The organism is Kosakonia arachidis (assembly GCF_900116535.1).
Classification (GTDB): Bacteria; Pseudomonadota; Gammaproteobacteria; order Enterobacterales; family Enterobacteriaceae; genus Kosakonia; species Kosakonia arachidis.
The window spans coordinates 629,711-644,545 of the sequence record NZ_FPAU01000001.1 but is presented as its reverse complement, the minus strand read 5'-3'; the positions used below and the strand labels follow the sequence as shown (position 1 = coordinate 644,545).

General features: G+C 53.1%; 13 protein-coding genes. 4 read left to right on the top strand and 9 right to left on the bottom strand.

Annotation, left to right across the window (positions count from 1 at the left end):
- Positions 1-12: 12 nt before the first annotated feature.
- The 8 genes from BM427_RS03160 to mntR all read right to left on the bottom strand — a co-directional run bounded on the left by BM427_RS03160 (position 13) and on the right by mntR (position 9,998).
- Positions 13-1,332, bottom strand: coding sequence for a PTS sugar transporter subunit IIC (locus tag BM427_RS03160; protein ID WP_090119132.1), 1,320 nt, complete (start codon positions 1,330-1,332; stop codon positions 13-15).
- 24 nt (positions 1,333-1,356) lie between these two features.
- Positions 1,357-2,733 carry a glycoside hydrolase family 1 protein gene (locus BM427_RS03155; RefSeq protein ID WP_090119130.1) on the bottom strand — a complete coding sequence of 459 codons (1,377 nt, stop codon included), beginning with the start codon at positions 2,731-2,733 and terminating at the stop codon, positions 1,357-1,359.
- Between the two features lie 258 nt (positions 2,734-2,991).
- Positions 2,992-4,029 carry an aldo/keto reductase gene (locus BM427_RS03150; RefSeq protein WP_090119128.1) on the bottom strand — a complete coding sequence of 346 codons (1,038 nt, stop codon included), beginning with the start codon at positions 4,027-4,029 and terminating at the stop codon, positions 2,992-2,994.
- A 100-nt stretch (positions 4,030-4,129) separates the two neighbouring features.
- Complete coding sequence (locus tag BM427_RS03145; protein WP_090119126.1) at positions 4,130-5,653, bottom strand: efflux transporter outer membrane subunit; 1,524 nt, start codon at positions 5,651-5,653, stop codon at positions 4,130-4,132.
- Between the two features lies 1 nt (position 5,654).
- Positions 5,655-7,226 carry a DHA2 family efflux MFS transporter permease subunit gene (locus tag BM427_RS03140; protein ID WP_090119124.1) on the bottom strand — a complete coding sequence of 524 codons (1,572 nt, stop codon included), beginning with the start codon at positions 7,224-7,226 and terminating at the stop codon, positions 5,655-5,657.
- Positions 7,223-8,320, bottom strand: a complete 1,098-nt coding sequence (locus BM427_RS03135; protein WP_090119122.1) for an HlyD family secretion protein — start codon at positions 8,318-8,320, stop codon at positions 7,223-7,225. The genes BM427_RS03140 and BM427_RS03135 overlap by 4 nt, the downstream gene beginning before the upstream one ends.
- Positions 8,321-8,421: 101 nt before the next feature.
- Entirely contained in the window at positions 8,422-9,531 is a 1,110-nt protein-coding gene (locus BM427_RS03130) for an anion transporter (RefSeq protein WP_090119120.1), read from the bottom strand.
- On the bottom strand, positions 9,528-9,998 hold the full coding sequence (gene mntR / locus BM427_RS03125; RefSeq protein WP_007374005.1) for a manganese-binding transcriptional regulator MntR: 471 nt from the start codon (positions 9,996-9,998) through the stop codon (positions 9,528-9,530). The genes BM427_RS03130 and mntR overlap by 4 nt, the downstream gene beginning before the upstream one ends.
- A gap of 188 nt (positions 9,999-10,186) precedes the next feature.
- Here mntR and mntS point away from each other — a divergent pair, with 188 nt between their 5' ends.
- Positions 10,187-10,318, top strand: coding sequence for a manganase accumulation protein MntS (gene mntS, locus BM427_RS03120; RefSeq protein ID WP_090119117.1), 132 nt, complete (start codon positions 10,187-10,189; stop codon positions 10,316-10,318).
- Positions 10,319-10,596: 278 nt separating this feature from the next.
- On the top strand, positions 10,597-12,186 hold the full coding sequence (locus BM427_RS03115) for a phosphoethanolamine transferase (protein ID WP_090119116.1): 1,590 nt from the start codon (positions 10,597-10,599) through the stop codon (positions 12,184-12,186).
- A 65-nt stretch (positions 12,187-12,251) separates the two neighbouring features.
- On the opposite strand, the gene ompX is transcribed toward BM427_RS03115, so the two are convergent.
- On the bottom strand, positions 12,252-12,764 hold the full coding sequence (gene ompX, locus BM427_RS03110; RefSeq protein WP_090119114.1) for an outer membrane protein OmpX: 513 nt from the start codon (positions 12,762-12,764) through the stop codon (positions 12,252-12,254).
- A gap of 362 nt (positions 12,765-13,126) precedes the next feature.
- On the opposite strand from ompX, the gene rhtA reads away from it, so the two are divergent.
- Positions 13,127-14,014, top strand: coding sequence for a threonine/homoserine exporter RhtA (gene rhtA, locus BM427_RS03105; protein WP_090119112.1), 888 nt, complete (start codon positions 13,127-13,129; stop codon positions 14,012-14,014).
- Between the two features lie 296 nt (positions 14,015-14,310).
- Positions 14,311-14,814, top strand: coding sequence for a DNA starvation/stationary phase protection protein Dps (dps, locus tag BM427_RS03100; protein WP_090119111.1), 504 nt, complete (start codon positions 14,311-14,313; stop codon positions 14,812-14,814).
- Positions 14,815-14,835: the final 21 nt, after the last annotated feature.

The window sequence follows — 14,835 nt, the reverse complement described above, 5'->3', positions numbered from 1 at the left end:
CCTGCTCTGTAATTATTCTATCCCATTGTTTTTCAAGGCCACTCGCTCAGAAATTTTGAGGAAAGGCAGGTAAAAGAATACACCAAAGACAATGATGATCAACTGCACGACCACCGCCCGCCAGTCGCCCGCCGTCGCCAGCCAGGCGCTGAGAATTGGCGGTGTAGTCCAGGGGATCATCACCACACAGCGCGACATCCAACCCAGTGTCGTACATAGCCAGGCAAACCAGATGCCAAGCGCCGGCAACAGTACAAACGGAATCATCAACGGCAGGTTGAAAACGATCGGCAAGCCGAAAATCACCGGCTCGTTGATATTGAACAGCCCTGGCGAAACGGCGAGGCGCGCCACCTGCTTCGCCGATTGCTGTTTCGAAAAGAGAAAGATGGCGAGCAGCAGGGAAATCGTACTGCCGGTGCCGCCAATCATGCCAAAGGTCGGAACGAAGATATTGTTGATGATATGTGGGATCGGCTGCCCGTTGGCGAAAGCCAGCATATTTTCGTTGGTGTTGATCAGCAAGAGCGGCTCCAGGATCACACCATTAACCACCGTCTGGTGGATGCCCAGCGTAAACAAGAAATTGCCGAAGCTATAGATAAACAGAGTGCCCGGCAGGCTGGTGTTGATTTGCCGCAACGGTTGCTGGATAAGCGTGGTGATCAGATGGATCAAATCGGTGTGCAGCAGATTCGCCAACAGCGCGGCAACGATGGCAAACAGCGACAGGGTAATAATGGCCGGGATTAACGAGGAGAACGATTGCCCTACCGCCGCAGGCACATTCTCACCCAGTGAAATTGAAAACCGTTTCACGCTGGCGACACGAATAAACAGCTCGGTGGAGATCAGCCCGATAATCACACCGGCGAAAATTCCGGTCGAGCCGATGTTAGTGAAAGCCAGCATCTGCGTCACGCTGACCGTGGCTTTCGCACCCACCGGCACCACCTCAAGTTGCATCGGCATCATGATAATAAAGCTGGACAGTGCAATGACGACCGCCGACACCGGGTTACCGAAGTTCTTATTCCGCGCCAGTGACCAGGCGGTCATCGGCGCGATCAGTAGCGCGGCAATATTCAGCGTTCCGTTAATTACCGCTTCGCCCCACACTTTAAAACGCGCCAGTGTCTCCCCGTCCAGCACCCAAGGAAAAATGACGTTGTTGATCAGTACCGCCAACCCGGCAAGGATAAAAATTGGCATCACAGCCGCAAAGGCATCACGCAGGGAACGCAGATGCACCTGGTTTGCCAGGCGTGCGGAAAAATCGACGAACCTATCGACGAATGACTGCATCTTCGGCGTGATTTTAGTTTCAGACATAGCACAGTCCTCTCAATCAATGCGTTACATGTCGCGCCCGTTACTGCGGATCACCTGTTGCAGCCAGTGATAACTCTTCTTCGGTACACGTTTCATATCTTTCAGCTCGTGGTTTTCCCGGTTCACGTACACTACGCCGTAGCGTTTACGCATATCGCCCTGTGAACTGAGAATGTCGATTAATCCCCAACCGAGATAGCCAATTACCTGTGCGCCATCAATGAACATGGCATCCTGCATCGCCTGAATATGGTCGCGGTGGTAGGCAATGCGGTAGTCGTCATCGATGGGGTTTACGCCGTCCCACTCCTCAATCACACCAATGCCGTTTTCAATCGGGAACACCGGCAAGCGCCAGTTGTTGTAGTAACGAGTGATAATGGCGCGAAAACCGAGGGGATCGATTTGCCATCCCCATTCGGTAGCGTCGAGGTAGGGGTTGGCTTTATCGCCCTGTTGCAGGTAGTAATTAACCGGGGTATCTGGCGAAATAGCGTCGCTATCGAGGGTCTTACTGGCGTAATAGCTGAACGCCATAAAGTCGTTTTTCACGCGGGCGATTTGTGCCATATCCTCATCGCGATAGATATCGCGGAAACCTTCGCGATCGACAACCGCCAGCACTTCCGGGCTATAGCCCTGCCCGGCAAACACCCGCAACAAATTCTGGTTGAGAAACTCGTCATACTGAGTCGCGCAAAAAACATCGCGCGGCTTGCAAGTCGCCGGATAAATCAGTTGATGCGCCAGCATGCCGCCCATTAGCCGTCCGGGTTGCGTCTCGTGTAGATAGTGGGTGAGCAGCACATGCGACATCATCACGTGATGCTGGATCTGGTACAGCTCGCGTAGCGTTTTCCCGCCGTTGAGATAGCCACCCACCTGAAACGCGCCTGGCATATGGTAAATGTTCTGCTCATTGAAGGTCAGCCAGAACTTCACCCGGCTACCAAAGCAATCGATCATTTTTTTGCCGTAGCGCACAAAGGCATCTTGCACATGTCGATCGGCAAAACCGTTGTACTGCTGCGCCAGTGCCAGCGGCATATCAAAGTGGTAAAGGCACACCATCGGTTCGATGCCACGCGCCAGCAGATCGTCAATAAAGCGGTCGTAAAACGCGATACCCTCCTCATTGAACTCGCCGTCACCCTGCGGACAGACGCGGCTCCAGGCAATCTGGAAGCGATAGCAGTTCATGCCCAGATCCTGCATGAGATCGAAATCTTCACGGTAGCGGTGGTAAGAATCAGTGGCGACTTTCCAGTCTGAGGCAAATTCGCTGGCTTCACGGACATCATATACTGACATCCCTTTTCCGCCCTCATTCCATGCCCCTTCAGTCTGCATGCTGGAAACGGAATTCCCCCACAGGAAGCCGGCCGGTAACGTTTTTCTCATCGCGCTTTCTCCATGACTAGTCATTTAATGAATATGACTAGTCATATAGATAACGACGAAAAAATGGGCAAAGAGAGATGTACAGATTTGTGATGGTTTTCGAAAGAATAGCCGGATGACACGGCAAAATCGGGGGGTTATGTCCGGGGGAGCCGGGGAAAATGTATTGTCGGATGATAACTGGCCTTATCCTGACGGGGCTGTAGCACTCCAGGCCCGGTAAGCGCAGCGCTACCGGACCTGATACAGCAGAAAAAACTACGATTTTAACTGGTTTCGGCGATACTCGCCCTGGCGTTCCAGCATCCAGCCGGGATACTCGCGCGGCAACGCGCTTACGGCATTGAGCTGTTGCAGCTCATCTTCACTTAAGCGAATCGCTGTGGCGGCCAGGTTGTCATCCAGTTGTTCCAGCCGTTTAGCACCAATAATCACACTGGTCACTGCCGGCTGATGCAGCAGCCAGGCCAGCGCGATTTGCGCTACCGAAACGCCTTTGCTCTCGGCAATGGTGCGCATCACATCCACGCAGTCAAAAGCGCGCTCTTTATTCACTGGCGGAAAATCAAACTCCAGCCGACGGCTGCCTGCTTCTCCATTGCCATCGCGATCGTATTTACCGCTGAGCAAACCACCAGCCAGCGGGCTCCAGACCATCAACCCGACACCTTCGCTCTGCATCATTGGCACCAGCTCACGTTCCAGATCGCGCCCGGCAATGGTGTAGTAAGCCTGCAACGAGGCAAAACGTGCCAGCCCAAGCCGTTCGGAAATCCCCAGCGCCTTGGTAATTTGCCACGCCGCCCAGTTAGAGACGCCGATATAGCGCACATGCCCGTGCTGCACCAAATTATCCAGCGCGTAGAGCGTCTCTTCTATCGGCGTCGCCGGATCAAAACCGTGCAGTTGATAGAGATCGATATGATCGAGCTGCAAGCGACGCAGACTCTCTTTCACGCTGTTGATAATGTGGTAGCGCGAACTGCCTCGTGAGTTCACTCCGGCGGTGCCGGTTTCACCAAACACTTTAGTGGCGACAACCACGTTTTCACGCGGGATTTTCAGGTTCTTCAGCGCCTGGCCGGTGATCTCTTCCGAGCGCCCTTCGGAGTAAACATTGGCGGTATCGATAAAGTTAATGCCCGCATCAAGTGCTCGGCCAATCAACTGATCCGCCTGCGTCTGCTGTAGCTGGCCGATTTTGCCCCACATTCCGCCTTCACCGCCGAAGGTCATGGTGCCAAGGCATAACTCAGAAACAAACAGTCCAGTATTCCCTAATTTTTGATAGCGCATGATGGCGTCTCCTCATCGGTTTAGTTGACGCAATAGTTATACGGAATCTTTTGGCAGGAGGAATGTGGGGATCCTGCCTGTTTCTTGCCCAATTCTCTGATTATCCGCGAGGCGCATCACCAAAGACTTTGTAATCAGGCAGTTGCACATTTTGATACGGTTCCCAGCCGCCGCCGAGTGCCTTGTACAGCGCCACAAGGTCAAGACTACTCTGCACGCGCGCCTGCTCATGCTGCTGGCTGGCCTGCGCCAACTGACGCTGGGCATCCAGCACATCAATAAAGCTGGCGATCCCTTTGCGGTAGCTGTCGCTGGCAAGGTCAAAAGCGTTTTGCAGGGCATGCATTGTTTTATCCAGTCCCACTTCCCGTTGCTGATCGGCGCGATAGCTGACCAGTGCATTTTCCACATCGCCTAATGCGCTCAGTACCGTCTGGCGATAATTGAGCACCGCCGCGCCCTGCTGTGCACGGGCCAGCTTAACGCTCGACACCAACCGCCCGCCCTGGAAAATCGGAATCGAAATCTGTGGGCCAATGCTGTAGAAGTGGCTGCTCCAGTCGGTCAGCCAGTTAGTTTCGCTGTTGCGCAGGCCAAACTGACCGCTCAACGACAAGCTCGGGAATAACTCAGCAACCGAAACGCCAATCTGCGCCGTAGCGGCATGCAAGCTGGCTTCGGCTTCGCGAACATCAGGACGACGGCGCGCCAGCGTCGAAGGAATACCTGTTGGCACAATTCCTGGCAATGCCGGAAGCGGCTGCGCGTTACGCAGTTCGCCATCCAATGCGCCCGGCGGTTTCCCCAACAGGATCGCCAGTGCGTTCATTGCCTGCCGCTCCTGCGCCTGATACTGCGGTAATTGCGCCTCAAGATTACCGACCTGCGCCCGGGCATTTTCCACATCCATCTGCGGTGATAACCCGCCTTTCTGACGATCCTCTGTCAGGGTAAAAGTCTGCTGCGCGCTGTCGATTTGCGTATTCAATGTAGCAATAATGCCCTGTGCGCCGCGCAGTTGCAGCCAGGCGCGCGCCACTTCCGCTTCCAGAGACACCAGCGCATCATTGCGTTGTTCTATTGCCTGCTGTTGCTGCGCAGAGGCGGCTTCAACCTGGCGGCGCACTTTCCCCCACAGATCCAGCTCCCACTGCGCATCAAAGCTACCCTGATAAAGGTTCACAGGCTGGGTTAATGCACCCAGGGCACCGCTGATTGCCGGGTCAGCATTATCCAGTTGCCCGTACACATCATGGGATTTCAACTCGCCTTCAAGACCAAGTTGCTGACGCGTGACTTTCAGAGAACCGTTGACCGACGGCAAAAACGCACCGCCAGCCTGATTGATTTGCTCACGCGCGCCGGCAATTCGCAGCACGGTTTGTTGCAGTGACAGGTTACCGGCAATTGCACGCTCAATCAGGCTGTTGAGCTGCGGCGACCGAAACGTAGTCCACCAGCGCGGGTTAAGCGCCTGCATAGAAACCTGTGACTTCACCGCACGGTCTCCCGGATCGTTCCAGCGTGCAGGAGTTTGTGGTTGCGGCGGCTGATAATCCGGCCCCACAGCACAACCTGCCAGCCACAGCGATAACAGGGTTACGGGAAAATGACGCCACCTCATATTAATGTGCTCCTGCGCTACCTTCGCTTTTGATCGGCGAAAGCAATAGACAAAATGGAATCAGTAATAACGCGACCACGCTCAAAATCGTGAAGACATCAATGTACGCAAGGAAACGCGACTGGGCGACCATCGCTTTGTACATCTGCCCGCTGGCGTTGGAAAGTGGATCGCCCAACAGACTCGTGAAATTGCGAATCGCCTCGGCAGTCTGACGCAACGCCAACTGGAATTGCTCATTAAACGAGGAGGTATGTTCCGACAAATGTGACATGTGCGCCTGCGAGCGCTCCGTGATAGCCGCAGTGGAGAGCGAAATGCCGATCGAGCCCGCTACGTTACGGAACATGGTAAACAACGCAGCGGCGTCCCCATTGAGTTCGCGTGGCGTGGAGATAAACGCAATGGTGGTTAGCGGCACGAATAGAAAGCCAAGACCTATAGATTGCGCGCTGCGAAAAAGCACTAACGTTTCAAAATCGATATCCGGCGTCAGCGTACGCGACCACCAGAATGAGGCGGCGAGGCAGAAAAAGCCGAAGGCGATAATCCAGCGCGTCTGCACTACCGGCATCAGCTTCAATACCAGCGGAATGGTCAGCACAATCAGCACCGCGCCAGGCGAAAGCACCAGACCGGACCAGGTGGCGGTATAGCCGAGATCCTGCTGCGCCAGTTGCGGGATCACCACCGAGCTGCCATAAAGAATCATCGCCATGCCCGCCATCAGCAGGCTGGAGACGGTAAAGTTTTTGTCCGCCATGCAACGCAAATCCACCACCGGTTTTTTGGCGTACAGCAGCCAGTAGATTGCACCGACGATCCCTACAGCCGTCAGCACCGCGAAAATACGGGTGAAATCTGACGCGAACCAGTCTTCATCTTCACCGCGATCGAGCATCACTTGTAGGCAGCCCAACCCCAGCGCAATCAGCCCAATCCCCGGCCAATCGATGGCCAGTTTTTGCTTCGATTTCCGCTCCCACGGTGGATCTTCCAGTAACTGATAGATCGCCAGCACAGTGATAATGCCCACCGGAATATTGATGAAAAAGACCCAGCGCCAAGAGTAGTTATCGGTGATCCAGCCGCCCAACGTCGGCCCCATTACCGGCGCAACAATGATAGCAATCGACGACAGACCAAACGCTTTGCCGCGATCCTCCGGCTTAAAGTAATCCAGTAACACCGACTGCTGCGTCGGCTGCAGGCCTCCGCCAAAAAAACCCTGCATAATACGAAACAGGATGATTTGCCACAGCTCAGTTGCAATGCCGCAGAGAAATGAGCAGACGGTGAACATCACAATGCAGATAAGGAAAAACTGCTTGCGGCCAAACGTCCGGCTGAGAAAGGCCGAAATCGGCAGCACAATACCGTTCGCTACCAGGTAGCTGGTCAGAACCCATGTCGATTCGTCGTAGCTGGCCGACAGCGAACCGGCAACATGCGGCAGCGCCACGTTAACAATCGTGGTGTCGAGGATCTCCATGAACACCGCGAGTGTAACCACCCATGCCACGGCCCATGGGTTGCTGGCGGGTCGCCAGTTTTCGTGGCTGTGATCGGTCATTCCAGCGTTACCTTCGGTTCGACGGAGAGACCCAGCGGCAATGGCTTATTCGCGTCCAGTCCTTTATCAATAACGATTTTCACCGGCACGCGCTGCACGATTTTGACAAAGTTACCGGTGGCATTTTCTGACGGGAAAGCGGCAAATTTCGAACCGCTACCCTGCTGAATACTGTCGATGTGCCCTTCCAGTTGCAGATCCGGCCAGGCATCCACTTTGATGCTTACTTTATTGCCCGGACGCATCCGCTCAAGTTGCGACTCTTTGAAATTGGCCACCACCCAGATTTTCGGCGACACCAGCGAGAATAGCGCCGTACCTGCCTGCACCAGCGTACCGTTTTGTACGTTACGTTTGGTGACGAAGCCATCGAACGGCGCGCGGACTTCCGTCCAGGAAAGATTCAGTTCCGCCGTTTCTAATTGCGCTTTCGCCTGAGCAACCTGCTGCTGGCGAGCCTCAACGTTGGTCTCCTGCTGGCGGATTTGCAGTTGCACCTGTTCCGCCACTTCCAGTTGGGCGCGGGCACTAGCAAGCTGTGCCTGCGCGCTGCGCAATTGAGCATTGGCGCTGTCGATATTTTGCTGCGTGGTCGCACGGGGATCGACACCGCGCTGACGGCGGTAAGCAGCTTCGGCGTTGGCCAGATCCGCCTGCGCTTTCAGTACCTGCGCCTGCGCTTCATCGCGCTGTGCGGGATACTGCACTTTTGAGAGTTCAAGTTGTGCCTGCGCCTGGTGCAGTTGCGCCGTTGCCAGCCCTAACTGCGCCTGTGCCTGATCGCGCTGCGCGGTCGCATCACGGGGATCGATGACCACCAGCAAATCGCCCTTTTTCACACGCTGGTTATCGTTGACCCGCAACTCGGTAACATAACCTGCGACTCTCGGTGCAATAGTGACCGCATCGCCATCGGTGAAGGCGTCATCGGTACTCTCTTCGTTACGGGTTAATAACCACCATACCAGCGCAACGATCACCATGACGCCAACCACAATGGCGAGGATAATCAGCGGTTTCTTTCCGGGGCGTTTACGGGTGTCGTCATTATTATTTTCCTGAACATCGTCAGGAGAGGTTGTGTTTTCTGCCATAGTATCGCAACGGTCCTGTCAGGTAACGGTGCCAGGGATGCACCGTTACCTAAAGTTAGGCGGTTGCTATACATTTTCCAGGATAAACTGACAAATCAGCACTATCTGAATAAGAATAATCCGTACCCAACGGCCGCAGCCCACAGCAACATCGGCAGGGAATAGAGGTGAAAGCGCCACCAGATACGGCGATCGTTTGCCATCCGCAGTGCAATAAGGTTGGCCAGCGATCCGGGCAATAAACCAAAACCGCCGACGTTCACCGCCCAGGCCAGCAAGGTATCCGGCGGAACATAGTTGAGCAGCAAAATGGTGGCGGGCACGTTACTGATAAATTGCGACAAACCAATGGCCGCAAGCCACAGGCCGGAAGGCGAAAGCTGGCTGGTGCTGGTCAGCACACTGTGCAGCGCAGGAAGCTGGATAAGCAGATGTACATCGATAAACATGGCAATAAAGACCAGCAGCAATGTCCAGTCAACGCTCAACACCACGCGACGCGCCAGCAGCAGAAAACCGGTCGCGATCAGCGCCAGTCCCCACAGCTCCTGCTTTAGCTCCAGTGCAGTAATAAAAACGAGGTAAAACCCGAGGCAACTCCATACCAGACGCGGTTGCCAGTCGGCAGTGTGCGCGCCACTGTGGTAGTTGAGGGCTTTATTAGGAAAACAAAACCAGCACAGCACCAGCAACGTTGCCATCATCGCCAGCGCCAGCGGCGTCATCTGCCAGATAAACGCCGGGAATGAGAGGCCAGAACGTCCCCACAATAAGATGTTTTGCGGGTTACCAATTGGCGTCAGCAACGAACCGGCATTGACTGCCAACGCTTCAAAGATGATCAGCCGGTTTACCGGGATTTCACACAGCTTCTTTAACGTAATGGTCAGCGGCACCACAATAAACAGCGCCACATCGTTGGTTAAGAAAGTGGAGAGCAGCGCCGCCGCCAGCACCATAAACATCGCCAGGCGGCGTTCATTGTGAAAACGACGCACCATGCGCCGCCCGAGCACATCGAAATAGCCGCTAAGCTCAACGCCCTTAGTCAGCAGCATCAGTCCACTCAGCGTGATAATGGTGTGCCAGTCAATGGCTCCTGGCCAGCGCGCAGGCGAGAACGGAACGAAGAAGCAGAGCGCAACGCCAATAATCAACAATAGATGGAGGAAATGGTCGCGCGCCAGTGCGCGAAACAGCGGTATACTCATTCGGAAGGCAGCCCGTGTTGCAGGGTAAAACGGCGGAAACAGTCGAGAGTTTCCTGGCTGACGTGGTGCTCCATCCCTTCCGCATCTCGGCGGGCAATCTCCGGGCTGACGCCAAGCACCAACAGAAAACTTTCCACTATTTGATGGCGTTCGCGGCTCTCCTGTGCCAGTTTCTCCCCTTCCGGTGTCAGGAAAACACCGCGCCACGGGATCTGCTCAATCAACCCGACGGTTGCCAGTTTTTTCAGCATTTTTGCCACGGTAGGTTGCGAAACGCCAAGACGCGCCGCCATATCCACCTGGCGGGCTTCACCCACTTCGCGAATTAAATCGGAAATCAGTTCAACGTAGTCGTCAATCAGCTCGCGACGATGGGCTTCTCGCACCTGGCGAAAGCCTTCGACGTGCTCTTCAACATTTACCAGCGTCACTTTTTTTATTGTTGGATTCGCTGCGCGACGGTTCATTGTGCTTCCTCTGTCAGTGTGACGCGGTGCTGCATCATATAAGAGAAGCGCCATTGTAAACCATCCGTGAACCAGCACAAAAAATTAACGCATTAGCCGTAGCTATAAAACATAGCTCGTGCTATATCTGTATGTAATGCGTTCACCTTTCACGGAGCGAAGGGCCACGAAAGCGTAAGGAGGTTCCGATGAATGAGTTCAATAGGTGCATGCTTGTGTTTAGTCACTCTCCCTTTAAAGTCCGTTTAATGCTGCTGAATATGCTGTGCGATATCATCAATGGCAAACCGCAGCAGAACCCGGACAAACCTTCCCACTAATGCGGCGTCGCGGTACGCCGCTTCATTTTTCTGTCACAATACCCCGCCATACTGAAGGTTTTACCTAAGAATTCACGTATTTTTGCTGGATTTGCAATCACCCTCTCAAAACAACTGGTTAGCTGGTGTTGACCTTCGTTGCGCCTCGCTCTATCTTTGCGCTGCCCTGCACAAATTGCGGCTCACAGAAGCGGACCACATCCCCTCTCTACGCACTGTTCGGCAGGTTTTGACCCTTACGCCAGGGTGAGCACATGGCGGTTTCGCGATAGTCATCAATGAGCCTAATTCTGAAAGAATCCGCTGCGTTTCGCAGCCAGACCGTCAATCCGTGGACGGGTTTCTATTTTCTCCAATCGATGTTGATTAATTTTGCTCTTGGTTACGAATTTAGCGTGTTGTATGCCATTGTCCTGAGCTGCGCCCTGATTGTGCTATGGCGTCATGCGCCGCGCGCGCAGAAAGTGTTTATCGGCATAATTTCTCTGGTGGCTGGGTGTTATTTCCCGTTTGGCCAGGCCTACGGTGCGCCGAACTTCAATACGCTGCTCGCTCTGCTGTCGACCAATATGGAAGAATCCACGGAAATTCTGACTATTTTCCCGTGGTATCACTATGTAATTGGCCTGTTTATCTTCTCACTGGGCGTCATTTCGATGCGTCGCCGCATTCCGGCCGCGTCGACGCCGTGGATAAAGTGGGATACCGTAGGCACCGTGTTTTGTGTGGCGTCTTATTTTATCGGGCCGGTACAGAACCACTTTCTGGGATATGACTTCAGGATTATCGACACCGGCGTGCCGGTGCTGCGTTTCGTGCGCGACGTGGCGTTTAACTACCATGAGGTCGTGGTCGAACAGAAGAATATGGCGCAGCTCTCCAGCATGAAAGACACCTGGACCATAAGTGCGTTCAAACCGAAGTATCACATTTATGTGGTAGTGATTGGTGAAAGCGCGCGCCGCGATGCGTTAGGCGCGTTTGGTGGCTACTGGAATAACACGCCTTTCGCCAGCCAGGCGAACGGCACTTTCTTTATGGATTACGTGTCTGCCAGCGGTTCAACGCAGAAGTCGCTCGGTCTTACGCTGAACCGGGTGGTTGATGATAAACCGCAATACCAGGATAACTTTGTTACGCTGGCGAATCGTGCGGGTTTCCAGACATGGTGGTTCTCTAATCAGGGACAAATTGGCGAATACGATACGGCGATCGCCAGTATTGCAAAGCGCGCCGATGAAGTGCAGTTCCTAAAAGATGGCGATTTTGAAGCAAATAAAAACACCCGCGACGAAGAACTGCTGAAGTTGACCGCTCAGGTCTTTTCAACCCCGCGCACGCAGCCGCAGATGATCGTTATGCATCTGATGGGATCGCATCCGCAGGCCTGCGATCGCACCGGCGGTAAATACAACGAGTTTGTACAATCGAAAGAAACGTCCTGCTACCTTTACTCCATCACGCAGACAGACGATCTGCTTGGCAAGCTCTATTCCCAGTTGGTGAATACCGGCGAAAGTTTTTCAATGGTCTATTTTTCCGATCACGGTCTGGCAATTAAAGAGCGTGGTAAAGAGGCGCAGTATCTGGCACATGCCGACAAGTTCCAGCAGAATTTCCAGGTGCCGTTTATGGTGATCTCCAGCGATGATACAAAGCATAGGATCATCAAGGCTCGCCGTTCAGCGAATGATTTTCTCAGCTTCTTCTCACAGTGGACCGGGATCACCGCCGAGGAGATAAAAAATCCTTACCGCTTTTTCTCCGAGCAAAAAGCCGGACCAGTCTACATTACTAACTTTAAGTTACAGAAAGTTGACTATAACCAACTGGGCACGGATCTTTTTGATACTCACAATAAGCTCTGATTGGTGCGTGTTTCAGGCAAAAAAAATCCGCCCAACTGGGCGGATTTTTTATATCGCCGAAGCGATTAGAAACGGTAACCAACACCGGCAATCCAGGTGCCAACGTCAACGCTACGAATACGGCTCTGCTCGTAGGAGAAGTCCAGAGCAACGTTTTCCATCGGGTTGAACTGCAGACCAGCACCGTAAGAGAAGCCGTAGTCGCTGGTGTCAGAAACTTTAGCGGTATCAACAGTCTGCTGGAATTTACCGTAACCAACACCGACTACGCCATAGATGCTCGCCCAGTCGTTCAGACGGTAAGCCGGACCTGCGGTGATGCCGTAGTACTGCGCTTTGTTGTAAACGCCATCTTCGGAACGATCTTTTTCAGTGTAAGTAAAGGAACCGATAACACCCAGCGGGTTGTCATTCTGCTCGTAGCGGTATTTCAGGTTGAAACCGCTAGCTTTGTTAGCAACGCCAGACATATCGCTCTGAGCGTAGCCGCCGGTAACGGTTGAAGTTGCTGCTACTGCGGAACCTGCAGATACCGCCAGAAGAGCGGCCAGTGCTGAAAGACATGCAATTTTTTTCATAATCCACCTCAAATGTGCTTCAAGTAAATCCTACGTCCTACGCGTTTAAATATATCAAAAATGATAAGGAAACTCTTTGCAGGAATTAGAGTCTAACGTGCCATTTGATGTAACAGAAAGTTTCCGCCACTGAACAACCCTTTCAAAAAACACGCATTTTCCCGCATAACCCGCCATTATGTTGCTCACTAAATGGCATATTCATCCAGATAATTCTTAAATCAACAGGTTAATTAACCACCAGGCAGCCCTTATACTACGGATATTCGCGCACTTTTTTCAACGAGCGCTCAACCAGCCGAAGGTATTTTCAAGTAGACTGACAGCTTTACTTCACTTGACATAAATTGACGGGAGAAAGGATGCCAGGGGTGTCTCGTAAGTTGCCGGTATGGCTGCCGGTGTTGGTGTTACTTATCGCCATGATCTCTATTCAAGGCGGTGCATCGCTGGCGAAATCTTTGTTTCCCATGGTGGGCGCGCCTGGCGTTACTGCACTGCGTCTGGCGCTCGGCACGATTATCCTTGCCATCGTCTTCAAACCCTGGCGGCTACGTTTCACCCGCGAGCAACGTTTGCCGCTACTGTTTTATGGGCTGTCGCTTGGCGGGATGAACTATATGTTCTACCTCTCCATTCAGACCGTACCGCTTGGTATCGCCGTGGCACTGGAATTTACCGGGCCGCTGGCGGTTGCTCTGTTCTCCTCACGCCGCCCGGTCGATTTTATTTGGGTGATCTTTGCTGTACTCGGGCTGTGGTATTTGCTGCCGCTGGGAGAAAACGTCTCACATGTGAATCTGAGCGGCGCAACCTTTGCCCTCGGAGCCGGGGCCTGCTGGGCGATTTACATCCTCTGCGGCCAGCGCGCGGGTGAGGAGCACGGCCCGGCAACGGTCGCGCTTGGCTCGTTAATTGCGGCGGTTGTGTTTGTCCCTCTCGGCGCTCTCCAGTCTGGCGAACTACTTTGGCACTGGTCGATTTTGCCGCTTGGTATCGCCGTTGCCGTGCTGTCCACCGCACTGCCCTACTCACTGGAAATGATTGCATTAACCCGGCTTCCCACCCGCACCTTTGGTACGCTGATGAGTATGGAGCCGGCGATGGCAGCCATCTCAGGCATGATTTTCCTTGGCGAAACGCTCGCTTTGCAGCAGGTGCTGGCGCTAATGGCCATCGTCATCGCCTCGATGGGCTCCACACTGACGCTGCGGCGGGAAAGCCAAATCCGCAAAGTAGAGATTGGTTAAATATTTATTATTCAGTATGAGATTCATCTTATGCTGAATATTCCCCAACTGCAGAGACATTATTTCTTACGTTTACGTACATTTCTATTTAAATAGTATTACTGTCCTCTTTTATGCCGAAAATTATTTAATTTTTCTTATAATTCAAATTGTTAGCTGTTACCACCTAAAAAATGGGCCTATATTCTGGTTTTGCTATTGAACCGATAGGCACAGCCAAAACAGATAAAAGAAATCTGGTGCTATACTAAGTCCTGTAATTACCTGGGACACAAACATCAAGAGGATATGAGATTATGAGTACCGCTAAACTGGTTAAAACGAAAGCGTCTAATCTGCTTTATACCCGCAACGATGTAGCGGATAGCGATAAAAAAGCGACCATTGAGTTGTTGAATCGCCAGGTGATCCAGTTCATTGATCTGTCGCTGATTACCAAACAGGCCCATTGGAATATGCGCGGTGCTAATTTCATTGCCGTACATGAAATGCTGGATCAGTTCCGTACTGCGCTGACCGACCACCTTGATACGATGGCGGAACGTGCCGTGCAACTGGGTGGAGTAGCTCTGGGCACCACACAGGTGATCAACAGCAAGACCCCGCTGAAAAGCTACCCGCTGGACATCCATAGCGTTCAGGATCATCTGAAAGAGCTGGCCGATCGTTACGCCATCGTGGCAAATGATGTGCGTAAAGCGATTAGTGAAACGAAAGACGAAGATACTGCAGATATCTTCACCGCAGCGTCCCGCGATTTGGATAAATTCCTGTGGTTCATCGAATCCAATATCGAATAACCCATAAGCATTGCCAATGAC